Annotated in this window: 14 protein-coding genes; 9 read left to right on the forward strand and 5 right to left on the reverse strand. The window is 43.7% G+C overall.

The genetic code is table 11. From position 1 onward, the window contains the following. The first annotated feature begins 628 nt into the window (after positions 1-628). The 8 genes from CHH75_RS15435 to CHH75_RS15470 all read left to right on the forward strand — a co-directional run bounded on the left by CHH75_RS15435 (position 629) and on the right by CHH75_RS15470 (position 9,195). Positions 629-1,456, forward strand: coding sequence for a MerR family transcriptional regulator (locus CHH75_RS15435; RefSeq protein ID WP_095267457.1), 828 nt, complete (start codon positions 629-631; stop codon positions 1,454-1,456). After that, complete coding sequence (locus CHH75_RS15440; RefSeq protein WP_095267456.1) at positions 1,453-2,637, forward strand: MFS transporter; 1,185 nt, start codon at positions 1,453-1,455, stop codon at positions 2,635-2,637. Before CHH75_RS15435 ends, CHH75_RS15440 begins: the two co-directional genes overlap by 4 nt. Positions 2,638-2,806: 169 nt before the next feature. Continuing rightward, a complete protein-coding gene (locus CHH75_RS15445) occupies positions 2,807-3,550 on the forward strand; it encodes an SDR family NAD(P)-dependent oxidoreductase (RefSeq protein WP_217989081.1) in 744 nt (247 codons plus the stop codon). Continuing rightward, positions 3,547-3,927, forward strand: coding sequence for a DMT family transporter (locus CHH75_RS15450; RefSeq protein ID WP_095267455.1), 381 nt, complete (start codon positions 3,547-3,549; stop codon positions 3,925-3,927). The genes CHH75_RS15445 and CHH75_RS15450 overlap by 4 nt, the downstream gene beginning before the upstream one ends. A 50-nt stretch (positions 3,928-3,977) precedes the next feature. Beyond that, positions 3,978-4,310 carry a winged helix-turn-helix transcriptional regulator gene (locus tag CHH75_RS15455; protein ID WP_095267454.1) on the forward strand — a complete coding sequence of 111 codons (333 nt, stop codon included), beginning with the start codon at positions 3,978-3,980 and terminating at the stop codon, positions 4,308-4,310. A gap of 147 nt (positions 4,311-4,457) precedes the next feature. Further along, entirely contained in the window at positions 4,458-5,330 is an 873-nt protein-coding gene (locus CHH75_RS15460; RefSeq protein ID WP_095267453.1) for an SDR family oxidoreductase, read from the forward strand. Positions 5,331-5,552: 222 nt separating this feature from the next. Further along, complete coding sequence (locus CHH75_RS15465) at positions 5,553-6,410, forward strand: nucleotidyltransferase domain-containing protein (protein ID WP_095398655.1); 858 nt, start codon at positions 5,553-5,555, stop codon at positions 6,408-6,410. Between the two features lie 1,765 nt (positions 6,411-8,175). Further along, positions 8,176-9,195 (forward strand): tyrosine-type recombinase/integrase, encoded by a 1,020-nt coding sequence (locus CHH75_RS15470; protein WP_095267452.1) that lies wholly within the window; start codon positions 8,176-8,178, stop codon positions 9,193-9,195. Positions 9,196-9,253: 58 nt separating this feature from the next. On the opposite strand, the gene CHH75_RS15475 is transcribed toward CHH75_RS15470, so the two are convergent. Next, complete coding sequence (locus tag CHH75_RS15475) at positions 9,254-10,225, reverse strand: tyrosine-type recombinase/integrase (RefSeq protein WP_095398607.1); 972 nt, start codon at positions 10,223-10,225, stop codon at positions 9,254-9,256. Then, complete coding sequence (locus tag CHH75_RS15480; protein WP_244908292.1) at positions 10,225-11,187, reverse strand: tyrosine-type recombinase/integrase; 963 nt, start codon at positions 11,185-11,187, stop codon at positions 10,225-10,227. Before CHH75_RS15480 ends, CHH75_RS15475 begins: the two co-directional genes overlap by 1 nt. A 606-nt stretch (positions 11,188-11,793) precedes the next feature. Here CHH75_RS15480 and CHH75_RS15485 point away from each other — a divergent pair. Next, positions 11,794-13,323 carry a serine hydrolase domain-containing protein gene (locus CHH75_RS15485; RefSeq protein ID WP_141235854.1) on the forward strand — a complete coding sequence of 510 codons (1,530 nt, stop codon included), beginning with the start codon at positions 11,794-11,796 and terminating at the stop codon, positions 13,321-13,323. Between the two features lie 488 nt (positions 13,324-13,811). Here the strand turns inward: CHH75_RS15485 and pssA are convergent, their stop codons facing one another. From pssA to CHH75_RS15505, 3 genes are all read right to left on the reverse strand, one after another. Then, on the reverse strand, positions 13,812-14,504 hold the full coding sequence (pssA, locus tag CHH75_RS15495) for a CDP-diacylglycerol--serine O-phosphatidyltransferase (RefSeq protein ID WP_255223045.1): 693 nt from the start codon (positions 14,502-14,504) through the stop codon (positions 13,812-13,814). A gap of 45 nt (positions 14,505-14,549) precedes the next feature. Next, positions 14,550-15,629: an MBL fold metallo-hydrolase gene (locus CHH75_RS15500; protein ID WP_095398610.1), complete on the reverse strand. Its 1,080-nt coding sequence runs from the start codon at positions 15,627-15,629 to the stop codon at positions 14,550-14,552. A 63-nt stretch (positions 15,630-15,692) separates the two neighbouring features. Further along, the gene (locus tag CHH75_RS15505) at positions 15,693-16,388 is read right to left on the reverse strand and encodes an SDR family oxidoreductase (protein WP_095267448.1); all 696 of its coding nucleotides are present in this window, start codon (positions 16,386-16,388) and stop codon (positions 15,693-15,695) included. Positions 16,389-16,428: the final 40 nt, after the last annotated feature.

Raw genomic sequence — 16,428 nt, forward strand, 5'->3', positions numbered from 1 at the left:
GGTTGGCAATGGGTAATCGTCCGTGTTGTCATTAGAAAAATACCCGACTATAACCCGCAAGATGGATACTTCAAATCTGACTCCCTTGAGGGTCACCTTTGTTTTTATCATTATATTGAACAGCTTGGGCTACTGGATTAGAATCTTCAGATTGAAAGTTGAATTTCCTGCAGCGAGCTTGAACCGACTGATTTCACTAACTCTGCAAAAGCTTTATATGCATAGCTCAAATACTTGTCTTTTGTTCTGATCAAACCAGTCTCGATATATTTATAAGGATCAGGAACAGGAGTAACATGCAGATGCTAATATGCCCCAGTCAGCACCGATTCGTGGCTGTTAAACCTTCCCTTACACTACTCTAGGCTTGTTTACACATACATCGGGGTCGATCCACTTTGACGGAAGACATGCCAAAAAACGAGTTCAATGAATCGTATTGAAGATTGAAGCAGACGGTAGTCCGAGAATTTTTTATAAATGCTCGAACCTTTTTCAACAGCATTCCACAGTCAAGTAATCCTGAAATCTTTCATATTCGCATCACTTCGGAACAGATAAACCGTTGACTTTATACCTGACTTGAGGGTGTATACTCTAACTCATCAATAAGAAAGAAGGTGGGACAGTGTTTAAAATTAGCGAATTTTCCAACCTGAGTCGTATACCGTTACAAACGCTGCGCTATTACGATCAGATTGGCATTTTAAAGCCGGCCGCAACGGACGAGGTGACAGGGTATCGGTATTACAACGCGGAACAATTATTAAGAGTCAATCGAATCGTCATTCTTAAGGATTTAGGATTTAGTTTGCAGCAAATCGCACAGCTTTTGCAAGAAGACGTTTCGGCTGAACAGATTCGTGGTATGCTGAGGCTCAAAGAAAGCGAAATCGAGCAGCGGCTTAGTACGGAACAATCTAGGCTTGCACGGATCAAAGAGCGTATGCAGCTTTTGGAACATAAAGGGAAGATGGATAAAGAATTGGAGGTCGTTGTGAAGCGGGTTGAGTCTATGCAAATGGTCACTTACGCATCTGTAGGAACTGTTGACGAAATTCCAAACCTTTTCGGGATTTTCGATCGTCTGCTGGATAGCCGGACCCGTTCCGCTCTATCCGGTCCGCAGACAGTGTTGTGGAACGCATCCGGTGGCGCGGCACATGAGTTTGAGCTCGAGGTGGGATATGCCGTGAGATCGGAAACATTAAAGCTGCCTGAGCATCTACAATTTCGTTTCCTGTCACCGGTGACGTTGACCACGTTGTTATTCCGTTCTGATGCCGTATACTTGGAGACGGCATGTGTATATCTTGCTGAATGGATTGAGCGGCGGGGCTGCACTATTCGCGGCGATCTGCCTGGCAGAGAAACCTATGTACCTTTGGCAGGGGAATCTGGGGTTAAACTGATCGAAATCCAAATTCCGATAGTAGATCAAGAGGGTCTCTCATGAGCAATAAGTGGATCGTTAATTTGCTTGCGCTGGCGGTGTTTCTTATCGGTACTGTTGAATACATCATCAGCGGCATTCTTCCCTTAGTAGCGAGTGATCTCGGAATTACAACTTCTGCTGCTGGGATGCTCGTCACGGCATTCGCCCTCTCAGCTGCGGTCGGTTCCCCCATCTTGATCGCAGCAACGATCCGAGTGGACCGTAAGAAAATGCTTATTGTCATGCTCGGAATTTTTATTTTTAGCAGTATCCTGGTATATTTTAGTCCTTCGATTGAGCTGATGCTGTTGACACGGGTGATCCAAGGGCTTAGTGGAGGTGCAGCCACTGTTATCGCCATGGCTGTCGCTACGCGTCTGGTCGATGAGCGGAATCGAGGGCGAGCGATTGGCACGATCTTGATGGGACTTAGCAGTTCACTCGTTCTCGGCGTACCTGTTGGCACGTTTTTAAGCGAAGCGCTAGGATGGAGAAGCCTATTCATCATCGTTGGCCTGCTAGCTGCGATCCCTATGATTGCTGTCTACACCAGAGTTCCTACCATTGCAGAGCAACGAGCCGTGACGCTCGGCATGCAGCTGTCTGTTTTGAAGGATAAAAAGATTGTTTTGGCGGTTTTTATAACGCTTTTTTATATCGGTGGTTACTCCGCACTATTTACGTATATAACACCATTCCTGCAATCAAATTTCGATCTCTCGGCGACGGGGCTGTCCACCATTCTGTTATTGGCAGGAATTTGCAGTTTTATCGGTTCAAGATTCGGAGGGGGTGTAGCGGATAGGAGGGGGCCCAAGTTCACCATCTATGCCGGACTTTCCTTTCAGGCTGGAACGCTGCTACTGCTGGCCTGGACCAATAGCTTGATCTATGTTGTCATCCCCTTGATCATGGTATGGATGGCGGCAACATGGATGACTTCCCCGGCCCAGCAATTATATTTGGTTACCCAGGTGAAACAATCGCCGGATATTGCACTCAGCATCAATACGTCGTTTATTCAATTTGGCTTCGCGCTCGGCTCCGGAATTGGAGGATGGGTAATTAATAGCTCCTCTGTAGATGATCTAGGCTGGTCCAGCCTACTCATGGCATTGGCCGCCCTGTTGTTGGCGGTATGGTTATTTAGCTATGATCAAAGAACACGTCGTGACACAGCGTTTGGTAAAATCAGACTCTAATTGCCAAAAGTAATTGAAATAAATTTCACAATCACGTTCCTCTCACTTATAACACCTAATTGTACGAAAAACCGTACCTAGTACGAAAAAAGAGCGTACTTTTCAAAATTGCAAAGACCAACGATAATCGTAATCAAGATTTACATCATATTTTTTGGAGGGGTAAGGGATGATGAACTCATTAGCTGGTAAAGTGGCACTCGTTACGGGAGGCAGCCGTGGAATTGGAGCAGCGATTGCCAGAAAGCTGGTCAGGGCAGGGGCGGATGTGGCCATAACCTACGTAAATTCTCGGACAAAGGCAGACGAGGTATTAGCGGACATGGAGTCAGTCGGTCGACGCGGCCTTGCCATCCAAGCAGACAGCGCAATATCTGCTGATGTGGAGCAGGCCGTGAAACGTGTTGCTGAAACATTCGGAAAGCTCGATATCTTGGTAAATAATGCGGGCATATTTCCTTTTGGACCCATTGAACATGTATCTGCAGACGAATTCGATCGAACGATGGCGATTCATGCCAAAGCGGTGTTTGTCGCCATTCAGACTGCTGTTCCGTATATGAGTGTTGGGGGGCGTATCATCAGTATTGGAAGCTGTCTGGCGGATCGAGTCCCAGGTCCCGGATTTAGTCTTTACTCCATGAGCAAATCCGCTCTTACCGGATTAACGAAAGGCCTTGCAAGAGACCTCGGTCCGCTTGGCATTACGGTGAATGTCATACATCCGGGACCGATTGACACGGATATGAATCCGGCGGACGGCGAAGGTTCGGAAGGAGAGAAAAGTCTCACTGCTCTAGGGCATTACGGCACCACAGACGATATTGCTTCCATGGCACTGCATTTAGCCGGACAAACCGGGAGGTTTATTACAGGCTCGGCATTTGCCGTTGATGGTGGATACGCAGTATGACGGCTTGGATACTACTGATTATCGCCGGCTTATTGGAAATCGTATGGGCGATTGCATTAAAACAATCATCTGGCCTCACGAGACTATGGCCCAGTATCATTGGCATTTCGACTGCAGGTATCAGTCTTTATTTGCTGACTCTAGCACTAAGATCGTTACCTGTCGGCACAGCGTATGCGATATGGGTCGGGACAGGTACGCTCGGAGTGGCGATAGTGGGAATCATAGCTCTTGGTGAGAAGCCTTCCTTGCAGAAGTTTATCTTTTTAGCTTTAATTTTTGCAGGAATGGTCGGATTAAAAATGATCGAGGGAAATCCGGAACAGAATGCTCGGCAAATTGCGAATGAACAGGTACAGGAAAAAACTTTCCACTAGACTTCTTTTTATAATTATAATGAAGTAGAAGTGGAGGTGGACCTATCTGTATGAATAATTTGCCGGTAGACATTACGGGAATCGTTACAACCTTAAAGGTCATTGGTGGTAAGTGGAAGCCCCTTATCTTGTTTATATTGTTTCATGAAGGAACGATGCGATTCGGAGAACTGAAGAGAACGATTCAAGATGTCAGTCAGGGAATGCTGACCAATCAATTGCGCGAGCTTGAACGGGATGGCCTAATTAAAAGGGTCATTTATCAAGAGATCCCTCCTAAGGTTGAGTATTCATTAACAGACTACGGACGAACTTTGGGCACTGTGTTATCGTTCATGTGTGATTGGGGCTTCAAACATAATGAACGTTGCTTAAATCGATAGTGGTTACGTTTGATCTTTGAAAGAGCAAGAGCGGAAGTTAAAGAGGATTTCTCTTCAGTATTATGACAGTAGATGTCATATTAATTTGTTACGATTAAGTAGAACAGAAGACAGTTGGAGAGACTCTATAGTAAGGAGCTGATTTCTTTGAAACCATTGCAGGGAAAAGTGGCCGTTGTGGCTGGAGCAACCCGGGGAGCCGGGCGTGGCATTGCTGTTTCACTAGGAGAAGCAGGGGCAACGGTCTATTGTACAGGACGCAGTACTAGAGGACAACTATCCAACATGAACCGTAAGGAAACGATCGATGAAACGGCGGAACTGGTAACCGAAGCGGGAGGCAACGGGATAGCAGTGCGGGTTGACCACACCGTGGAGAAAGAGGTCAAAGCGCTATTCGAACGGATCCGGAGTGAGCAGGATGGACAACTTGATATTCTGGTCAATGATATATGGGGCGGAGACCCTTTAACCGAGTGGAACACGTCATTTTGGGAGCATTCACTGGATAATGGTTTGCTTATGCAGCGGCGAGCGGTACATTCCCACATGATTACAAGCTATTATGGAGTGCCGTTAATGGTTGCAAGAAAACAAGGTTTGCTTATCGAGATAACCGATGGGACCGATTACCGGTATCGGGGCAATCTGTACTACAGCCTGGCCAAAAGCTCGGTCATCCATCTTGCCCAGTCGATGTCGGCTGAGCTGCGTCCCCATAACGTGACGGCATTGGCTCTAACTCCAGGATTCCTGCGCTCGGAGGCTATGCTGGATCATTTCGGCGTAACCGAAAACAATTGGAGGGAAGCCGGGAAGCAAGATCCACATTTTCTCATGTCCGAAACTCCGACATATATAGGCAGAGCGGTTGTGGCTTTGGCTTCAGATCCGCAGGTGGCGCAAAAATCCGGACAGGCACTCAGTACCTGGTCGTTGTCCGAAGAGTACGGTTTCACCGATCGGGATGGCAGCCAGCCTCACTGGGGGAATTATGCGGCAGAGCAAGGATTTGCTTAAAAGGTTGGTCAAGATAGGATTGAAATCATTGGGATCATGTTGCAGTTGTCCCATGAGGTTCCTATTCATAATAGACTCTGTGACGCTTTAATTTCATTTGTTCCGGCTACGGACATGCGCTCATTTCTTACTGTGGACTTGTTACATGATCCAACACAGCGATAACGAAATGATTTATGGAAGTTTGGAGGAAGAAAGTTAACAAAGGGGTTGGGAATGTTGATGAATGTCCAAGTCGTTATTGACCAAATCTGCCAAGAACTCGAAGGGATAAACGGTATAGTCGGAGTCGTTTTGGGCGGTTCGAGAGCAAGGGGAACCCACCATTCTCATTCAGATATCGATATTGGGATCTATTATGAGGATGCTGCCAGTCTGGATATCGCAGCAATTAACAAAGCTGCAACAAAATTGGACGATGACCACAGAGAGAATTTGGTTACAGCCCTGGGTGATTGGGGTTCTTGGATCAATGGTGGTGGGTGGATTGTTGTTCAAGGATTCCATGTAGATTTAATTTATCGCGATATAAGAAGAGTTTCACAAGTCATTGATGATTGTTTAGTAGGTAAAATTTCGTCTCATTATCATACGGGGCATCCACACGCTTACCTTAATGTTATGTATATGGGGGAAATATCCATTTGTAGACCATTGTTTGATCCAACAAATCAAATTGCTAAACTTAAAGCAAAAACGGTGCCTTATCCGAAATCATTACAAAATGCCTTGACCCGTTTTTTCATGTTTGAAGCATCCTTTTCTTATATGTTTGCGAAGGATAATGCAGATAAAGATGACATTTCCTATGTTGCGGGTCACGTCTTTCGCACGATTTCATGTCTTAATCAGGTATTGTTTGCAGTGAATAAACAATATTGTATTAACGAAAAAAAGGCGGTTCGCATGATTGATGGCTTTGGTGTGAAACCTTCAAAATATAAGGAAAGAGTAGACCGAGTTTTTTCATTCCTTTCGACAAAGAAAGACAGTACAAGTCAAGCCCTTGATATCTTACATGAGCTCATTTCAGAAACGGAAAGTTTAATCAGCAGGGTGTCTCCTGGGTTAAATAAATAGAGGACTGCAGAGGTTTTACACATCTCGATATGTCTGATACCTTCATTCGTGATGTCACTTTAATTATTTACTGCGAAAAAGGGCTGCTCTCCGGCGGCCCCTCGGCAGTGACGACAACACGAAATTATACATCAGTCAGAACGTTAAATGACCCTGAAACACGCCATCATCGGGGATTGGGCCTTCCGATCAATTTCTATACCGCATGCCCTTTACCTCCTTTGCGTTTCACGGCAGACGATTATTCGTTGGAAAGAGGACGATACAACCTATCAATAATGCTTGCTCATAATACTGCACTTGTATTTAACACAACGAACGATCGAACAGGTTATTAATTTTGAAGAGGATGATGTAAGATGTGAAAGTGGAGCCTGGTTTCCATTCAAACTAGATGTATTTTTATTCTGCAATGATTATAATGGTAAGCGGTATTTTAATCGTGATTGATGTATTTTTATTTATAAGTTAATCAAGACTGGTTTTAATGCTTCTGTACATGGACAAATAAATCAAGGCCTAGATAGCGATCATAACAGAATCCTAGCACATATGCCAAATTAGGAAGGTTCCTTACTTCCTTTGTTCAACAGTACACGTTCGCTTTTCGGCGATTCTCTTGATTTATACAAGACTCAACTGTCACCTCCACATGTTTGAGGAGATAGGGAGTAAAGTCTTTAATTGAAGGAATGGCATTTGCTCTCTAGAAGGGCGGTTATTCTTGATTTTTTTCGGCAACAGATACATCCCATCTTTTCTGTAACCGAGATTAACTTTCGGCGTATGCGAATGATGATATCTCGAAATACTTCACGATCTTTTCCCTCAAATTGATTCATCATTTTTTCAAGCTTTCTGACAAAGCTCAGCACCTCTCTTGTTTGGACCATTTCTTTTCATAATGTAATCACCACGCCATCATTATTGCTCACGCTGCCGGAGATTACTAATCTCTGTACCAAGAGCTTTCTATCCTCTCCTATTTATTTTTTCGCAGTAAGGCCGATCTTGACCTCAAAATGAAACGAATGATAGAGGGGTATGTCCCCTGCTGTTTTTCCGTACCTTGAAAATTAAAGATCATCCATTCCAGTACGTTCCCCGCATGTCTAGGAAAGTCAAATTGCAGGTACGCCAAGACCACTCTGCTTGTTCTTTCGATCTGTGTTTGAAGTAGCAGGGTAAGAGCAGTGTTTGTCCGTGCAATAATAATTGGTGGTTCCATTTAAGGCGATGACCCATGCGGGGGGGATAATGATACTTCCGTCCTGTCACAGCTCTGCTTTTAGGCAGATCACGCAATGAGGGCGGCTTGCAGCGATCCTGGGAGAGTATACCTATGAGGCCGTTAACCACCGACCGTTGGAATTGGATTTATGCGATACAACCAAAACAAGGAAGAACAGAGATGCGTATAAGGTGATCGGTCTTTGTCGCATCTCTATTTTAGTTGTAATGAACCAAACGGGGGCTTATGATGAGTCGAATTAGCTCGGTCACTGATTACGGAAAAAGAGTTTACTCTTATCAAAAGCAAAACCATGAAGGAATAGGATGTCGTTTCAGACCTGACTTCTTGATTCGCACAATTGTTGGTCTGCTTAACTCTTATTACACTGATCGTGATAATAAGACGAAGGGGAGCCGTATTCCGCCCAAAAGGGTCCGATTTTTTATTGTAAATGAAATAGATAATAGACGGGTGTTTTGTCTTCGTTCATTTTTTAGGAAGCTGACCCATACAAGATTGGAGGGGATACGGATGAATGGAAATGTTGTCAGCCTTTTTCGCAAAAGTGATTCTGGAAATACGAGGCGCAGCAATGAGCTATATGACGTAGCGTCATTCTCAAGTTCTGGCTACCGGTTAACTTGGGAAGAGGCGGTCAAGCTTTTCCTTCAGGCTCGTAGAGCGGAAACATCAAGTGACGATACCATCAAATTCGAGCAAAGCAGTCTGAGAAGCTATCAGCGAATTTTGCAGGAGCAGGAAGTTGAAGCAGAAATTTATGATGTGACGCCGGATTTTTTACGGAATCATTTTATCATGGTTATGGTAGAGGAAAAAGGCTATAAACTTAACACCATCAATAACCGAATTAAAGCGATTAAGCGATTTTATCAGTTTTTGTTCGATGAAGGTTGGATTCCTTATAATCCGGCGGAATACTTAAAATTGCGAAAAGGCCACCGACCTACTATACCATCATTTACTGAGGAGCAGGTGGTGGCATTGCTTAAGCAACCAGATCAAAGCACGTTTACGGGATTTCGAGATTTCGTTATGTTATCCCTCATTTTGGATTGTGGCTTGCGCGTCGGGGAACTGACCAAGCTGAAAATCAATCAGGTGGACATTAAGGAGAGTCAGCTCCTCGGGGTCATTGGAAAAAGCAAGAAGCCGAGGGACATCCCGTTCTGTGATGACGTTCGTAAGTTGCTCATCCGGTATATCAAAGCAAGAGGGAATTTGTCCTCACAGTATTTCTTTGTTACATTAGACGGGCGTTCACTGGGCGTGCGTGCGTTTCAGTCTTCACTTCGTAAATATGGTGAAGACGCAGGCATTACGGGCGTACGCGTGAGTCCGCATACGCTTAGGCATACGTTTGCCAAGATGTATATTTTAAATGACGGAGATCCTTATAGCTTACAGGACATACTTGGCCACACGTCACAAGATATGGTAAAACGCTATGTTAATCTGTGGCGGCCAGAAATGCGGTCCAAGCATACGAAATCTTCTCCTATGCGGCATTTGTACAAGGGAAGAGTGTTGTAATCAAGAAATGAGAAGGCACGATTTGTATAAGTGCCTTTTTTGCCTTCTCATTGCCATTTTAGATGATGCGTTTCATGTTTTCCACCGGGCTATATTTTTTATGTTGCTGCTTGATATCGCTGCTGAATAACTCGACATAGTAATCGACCATACCGAGGGTGGCATGTCCCAAAATGCGCCGCAGAGTGAACGGATCGCCTCCGTTCAAAATGTAAAACTTCGCCATCGTGTGCCGGAACGTATGAGGAGAAACCCTGACTCCCGAAATGTTTGCGGCGTGACCGTAAGCTTTCATTTTATCTTGCAATGCGCGAGTACTGATCGACTCATCATTGATGTTGACGAACAAGGCGTCCGTCTCCAGATCGCCCCTGATGTCCAAATAACGGCGAATGATTTTGGCGCATGTTTGTTGAAAGGGTACTCTCCGCGCTCTGCCGCCCTTTCCTCTCGTAATCCGAATTTCCTTTTCTCTGAAGAAAATATCACTTATTTTTAAATGGCAAAGCTCACTGATGCGCATACCCGTTTCCAGAAGTACCGTCATCATCGTAAAATCGCGGTAGCCGGTAAACGTTTTTCGATCCGGTTGTTCCAGCAAAGCGGCGACTTGCTCTTTGGTAAAGGTTTGCAGCATAAGTTTTTCAGCTTTGACCACATGAAGCTCTTCGGCGATGTTTTGGTTGAGCCAGCCTTCCTCGTACAAATACTTCAAAAACTGCTTCACAGCTTTAATTCGTCCGTTCACCGTATTGTCCGATTTCCCCTGATCGAAGAGGTAAGCAATAAAATAATTCTTAATGTCGCGGACCGATATCGTATACATATCCAGTGGGACTTGTTGCTCCTGAAAAGCTTCTTTCATTTGACGGACACTGTCCTGGTAAAAACGAAGTGTCAATGGCGAAAGGTTTTTGGCCTTGCAGTCGAGAATAAATGATTGAAGCAGATCGTCGAAGCTCAATTGCTGCTTTACGGTGCTTGAGTGTTCTACACTGGTGAGAATATTTTGCCGACGCTTGGTGCTCATTAAACTTGCACCTCGCTTTCCTCCATATAAAAGGAGAGTTCATCGGTCAAATGTTCGATCGGGCTAAACTTCTCGTGCTGGATGTTCAAGTCACGCGCAAACAGTTCCACATACATTTCAGTGGTTTCGATTCGTTCGTGCCCCAAGATGCTTTTTAGCGTGAACATGTCGCCGCCATTCAAGATGTATTTTTTGGCGAACGTATGTCGGAACGTATGACAAGAACATTGAATGCCTTTAATCTTGGCCGTATCGCAATAGCGGGAAATCATGATTCGGATGCCGCCAGCTCGAAAAGGTTCATTCTCCAAGGTGACCCAAATATAATTGTGACTCAATGCCCCTCGCTCAAGTAAATAGCGTTGCAGGGCATCGGCGGCAACACGTTGAATCGGGACCAGTCGAGCTTTCCTGCCTTTGGCTTGCTGGACTCGGAGTACGCCTTCTTCCGGTAAAAAATCCGTGATTTGAAGACCAGCCAATTCTTTCAGTCGGATTCCGGTGTCAAGCAGCGTCAGCATCATGACATAATTGCGAAAGCCGGTAAAGGTAGCCCGATCCGGTTGGGAAAGCAATCGATGCAAATGCTTATCCGTAAAGGTATGAGCCATAGAAGGTTCAAGCTTAAACGGCTTTAACCCCATTCCAATATTGGCCTTTGCCAGTCCTTCTTCGTAGAGAAACTTGAAAAACTCCTTGTAAATGCATAGATTGCAATTGACTGTCCGAAGCGAAAGACCTTCTTCCAGCATGCTCGGTATGATGTAATGGGTAAGGATTGTGGGTGCCAGATCAGACCATTGCAATTTTTGAGTAACCAGATGCTGGTGGAACTTTTCCAAACCGTTGCGGTAACGACGAATACTCTCCTTGGTTAAGTTTCGAGATTTGCAATCCTGAAGAAAGAACTGCACAGCATCGTTCCAATTGACGTTCATAATGAAGTGATCTTGGTTTTGCACTTCGCATATCCTCCTTATGAAGTTATGCGAACCAAAACGGATATACGAAGTAGGAGGGAGGGTTTCGTATAACTACGGGATATACGGTTTCGTATAACTTTCACGAAAAACCGGGATATTTGCAGTTGATTGGGATTGTTTTACAAACGCCATAATCCCTTGATACATAAGGGTTTATCGGCATTTCGGAGGGTGTGCGTCACCTCCTTCCGGTTCGTATAACACCGTATTCACGCATCTGGGCTATGCCCCTCGGTTGTCAGGTCTATAATCATGGAAGAAGCTCAGGACAACAAACGATCCAGCCTAAGATAAGATCTATTAAAGGCTGGATCGTTTCGTGAATACAATAACGTTATCGGAAATCAGCACAAGATAATTCTCGAAGAAACAGGGAGGGATAGAATGAGTGGAGTTAGGTGGTTGTACATCACAAGTGAAAATGTTGAAAAAATGATAAAAAAAGAATCGTAAAACGCGTCGTCGCATACACTCCTCGGTCATTCCAGAGAAACTAGGATTCAAACATGAAGGTACTCTTAGGGATTATGAATATATCAATGGTAAATATCTGGATAGAATGATTTATGGCATGAAATCTGATGAGTGGAAAGATTACAATTAGGGAGAACCACATTGAAGAAAATACTAAGTACAACAAGCACATTAACAGTATGTGTCATCCTACTTATCGCAATCATTACTACTATAGCGTGTTGGAATGAACTCGGAACTTTGATTAAAGCAGGAAATTATGATGATGAGGATCATATGGTGGAAACTATAATGGCCAAATCAGCGACTCCAGGAGTGGCTATAGTAGTATCAGAGCAGGGCGAGACAGAATATAACGTCTACGGATATGCAGATGTTAATAATCATAAAATGGTTACTGAAGAATCATTGTTTGAATTGGGATCGACTACTAAGGCGTTTACGGCTTTGGCCGTCATTTTGTTAGCAGATGAGGGGTACTTATCTTACTCAGACAATGTTTCAGATTATATTCCTTGGTTTGAGCCAACCTTTAAGGGTGAGAAGGTTAATATTACGATTCATCAGTTGTTAGCACATACAAGTGGAATTCCGTCATGGAGTATTCGGTTAATTCCTGAAGGCACAACAGAGAATATGCTTGAAAAGACCATACTTAATATTTCAAACATAGCATTAGATACATACCCTGGGACTGAACATAATTATGCAACCGTGAATTATGATGTTTTAGCGATGATTATTGAACAAGTTACAGGTGATAGTTATCAGGATTATGTAACTGAAAATATACTCGTTCCATTAAAAATGACGGACAGTTATTTTTCAACAGGTCAGGAGAAGGAATCTGATAAGCTTACCAAAGGATATCGTGTGTTTTTTGGAAGAAGCTTAGAATATGATGCCCCTAGATATTATGGGAATATCGCAGCAGGATATTTGGTGACGAATTCAAAAGATTTAGAACGCTGGATTAATGCCCAAATGGGGATAGGCGACATACCAGATCATTTATGGAAAGCGATACAACAATCTCATCAAGTCGACATCAAAACGGCGGGATACGAAGATGAAAATCAATACGATTCCTTCGGATGGAGTATTGATACGAAAAAAAGAGTTGTTAGTCATAGTGGAAGTAATCCTAATTATTCCTCGCACGTTATGATTCATTTAGAAAAGCAGCAGGCCATATTTGTTCTGGCTAACTTGAATTCATCTGCACCATCGCTAATTGCTAATAACCTATATGAGAATATGAATGGAAATCACATGCATAAATTTAATTATGCTGATGTGTATCTATTAATTGATTTGGTATTTTCATTCTTAGTAATCATAGCCGTCGCGATCTTATGTGCCCAAGTAATTAAACTCTTTAGAGGAATACAAGTAAACATTAAAGAGGAAAAGACAAGTTTCAAAAAAATAATGACAGGAAGTAGGATCGCACTAATCTTAAGCATTATGCTTTTGGTATTGGTCATGATCTGGCCTTATCTATTAAACTATAACTATGTAATGATAGGGGTATGGATGTCATATTCAGTATATATGTGGATAGGTCTTACCGCTATCAATTGTATTTTATCGATAATCATTAATATTAAAAAAATTGGAATAATGAAAAGCAGTGAATAAAAAAAATCGATAACACAGCATGTTTAACAGTGGGCATTCCCCCTTGATCGCTAAGAAGGATTTCCAGGGAGTTTGCTCAATCGATACATTTCAACATGCTAAGTGACGGAAAACTCGAGAAATTGTAGCTCATTTATTACCAGGAGAATTTAGGAACAGAGTAGATGCAAGAAGGGTTAATATTCTTAGAGAGCAAAATGCAGTTAAGAAAAAGGCTGCTTGGTTGCTTGAATATTGGGGAAATAAGACAATAGCTGGATTAATACTAATGCCTGTGACAAGGCATATATTTTTGCATTTGAATAAATCGATTAGAATCTATATAACAAAGGATTCACGCATCGGGCCATTCGCCCTCGGTTCCGACACCGCCCCTTAACAGGGCGGTTATATATTTGGCTGGAAAACACCGGAAATTATCATAACCTTTCAGTAAAGTGCCGGCTTGACTTTAGCAAGCCGGCATTCCACGTCTTTTATCTATTTATCTATTTATTTTTCCTATTATCAGAAAACCCGTGCACCATATAAGTCATAAAGCCATACGCCACATACAAAAAAAGTGGAGCAAACAAGAGTTCATATAATTGTTTTTCGAATAAAAATCCTCCCCCCGCTAGTATCAACAGGATAAGAAGAACAACCCAAATCGTTCTGCGGGAGGGATGAAAATTTCTAAAGCCTGGGTAACGAATTGAACTGACCATTAGCAGTGATAACAGAAGTGAGGCGGCCAATAATACAATGACGGGAATATCATCTTTGAAAAAAGACAGTAAAGCCAGCAACCCGCCCGCAGTAGGAATCGGCAATCCAACAAAGTATTGTTTAATTCCGTTCTCAACATTGAATCTTGCCAGGCGCAAAGCACCGCAAACAGGAAACAGGATCGTGATCCCCAAGCCTAACGCTGGACTTAGCTCATGAAATGCTGCCTCATATAGAATAAAGGCTGGTGCTGCACCGAACGTAATCATGTCCGACAAGGAATCCAAAACCTTTCCAAACTCACTCTGTACATGCAATTTACGTGCCGCCCATCCATCTGCGCCATCAAGTAATATCGCTACAAAAACTAGAAGTGTAGCCATGCCCGTATTATTGTTAAATGCTAGCACGATAGAAATGACACCTAAGCTCAGATTACCAAGAGTAAGTAGGCTCGGTATGATTTTAGTGATGAGTCATTCACCTCTTTCCAGTCCGTTTTAAGCCGTGATACGTATTCATTTACTCCACCATTCATTAACGGGATAGTTGTCTCCTTGTAGCGATACAGATTCCCCCATACGAGGAACTGTAATTGTGATCGATTGTTTTTTAGCCGCAATCATTACACGATGGATTGGATCAAGCCACCCGTGGGGTGCTAATTGAAAGGCAGCCCAATGAATCGGAAGCATTAATTCACCTCTTAAGTCCATATGGGCTTGTACTGATTCTTCTGGATACATATGGAGATCCGGCCAACGTTCGTCATATTGTCCACACTCCACAAGAGTAAGTTGAAAGGGTCCGTATTTTTCCCCGATTTGACGAAAGTGAGGGCCATACCCGCTGTCCCCGCTAAAAAACACGCTTCCCGATAACCCGATGATTGACCATGAACACCACAAGGTTCGATTTTTATGCAAGAAGCTTCGCCCCGACACGTGACGTGCAGGCGTGCAGACGATCTTTAACCCTTCCCACTCTAGTTCCTCCCACCAGTCCATCTGGGTGATGTTTGAGCGAGGGACACCCCAGCGTTCAAGATGGCCCGCAACTCCCAGCGGGACAAAAAAATGACCAACCTTATCTTTTAAATGTTGTATTGAATAATAATCCAGGTGATCATAGTGATCATGGGAAAGAAATACTGCATCAATGGCAGGCATATTTTTAACATCAATCGGCAGGTTGTCGTTAAATCGTTTGCTTCCCAGCTTAGGAAAAGGGAATGGAGACCGTCCAAACATCGGGTCGAATAGTAAGCGTTCGCCGTCTAAATCAATGAGTACACTGGAATGACCGAACCAGATGGCCTGATTGAAATCAGACAATGGTTTCGTATTCTCGATATCCGTCATAACCAGCTCAATTGGCGAGGAAGGCCTGCCATCGGCAGGCTTTCCGCGAGCAAAATCCCAAAGAACCGATAGTTGGTTGAGCATAGACATTCTGGTTGAAGTAGGGATATCATTCACAAACTTGTTATTTTTATAATGAACAGATCCTTTTATGCGTAATTGCGTTTCTCTGTCCGGCCTTCTACCGAACGCCGGGATAAAGAGCATCAGGAGCATTGCCGCAATAAAGCTACTCACAACATAGTCTCCTCTCCTAATACGAAATACATGGCACCTTTTCTATACATATCGGATGATGATTTACCAAGGAACTATCCCACTCCGATCCATAAAAGTACCCGTAGGTCCATTGTCGTCAAGAGTTGCAAGCTTCACAATGACATCTGTACCCTCACTGACGGTTTGGAAGCCGCGATGTCCATTAAGGTCGGTTGCTGTCGGGCCGGGATCTGCGGCATTAATACGGAATTCGGGCAAAGCCTTGGCATATTGCACAGTCAGCATCGTGACTGCCGCTTTGGATGAAGAGTAAATCAAATCGTTTACTCGGGATTCAATTTTTTCAGGATTCGTCACACGAGCAAAGGAACCTAATCCACTGCTGACATTAACGATAACAGGCATCGTCGACTTGTGCAGCAGAGGAAGAAAGGCTTGTGTCACACGAACAATACCGAAGACATTGGTGTCATAAACGGTGCGGAAGTCATCTGCAGTCACATCATCAGCGCCTAGGAGTCCCCTTGTTATTCCCGCATTATTGATAAGGACATCCAAGTGTCCTTCATTTTGTTTAATTTCGGCAACTGCTTCATGTATAGATGCATGATCGGTCACATCAAGCCGTACAAACTTTGCGCCAAGCTTGTCAGCCGATTCTTTGCCGCGTTCTACACTGCGAGCACCAATATACACAATGTGACCATATGCGATCAATCGTCGCGCGGTTTCGAAGCCCAGACCTTTGTTTCCACCTGTAATTAATGTAACTGTCAATTCAACCAACTCCTCGTCTTTAATGTGATATACCTATCAC

The sequence above is a fragment of the Paenibacillus sp. 7541 genome (assembly GCF_002276395.1).
GTDB classification, from domain to species: domain Bacteria; phylum Bacillota; class Bacilli; order Paenibacillales; family Paenibacillaceae; genus Paenibacillus_AQ; species Paenibacillus_AQ campinasensis.

Bases quoted from the DNA above. Each gene is read 5' to 3' on its own strand.
- CHH75_RS15470 (WP_095267452.1), top strand. From the start codon at position 8,176: ATGAATGGAAATGTTGTCAGCCTTTTTCGCAAAAGTGATTCTGGAAAT.
- CHH75_RS15475 (WP_095398607.1), bottom strand. From the start codon at position 10,225: ATGAGCACCAAGCGTCGGCAAAATATTCTCACCAGTGTAGAACACTCA.
- CHH75_RS15445 (WP_217989081.1), top strand. From the start codon at position 2,807: ATGATGAACTCATTAGCTGGTAAAGTGGCACTCGTTACGGGAGGCAGC.
- CHH75_RS15455 (WP_095267454.1), top strand. From the start codon at position 3,978: ATGAATAATTTGCCGGTAGACATTACGGGAATCGTTACAACCTTAAAG.
- CHH75_RS15440 (WP_095267456.1), top strand. From the start codon at position 1,453: ATGAGCAATAAGTGGATCGTTAATTTGCTTGCGCTGGCGGTGTTTCTT.
- CHH75_RS15450 (WP_095267455.1), top strand. From the start codon at position 3,547: ATGACGGCTTGGATACTACTGATTATCGCCGGCTTATTGGAAATCGTA.
- CHH75_RS15465 (WP_095398655.1), top strand. From the start codon at position 5,553: ATGAATGTCCAAGTCGTTATTGACCAAATCTGCCAAGAACTCGAAGGG.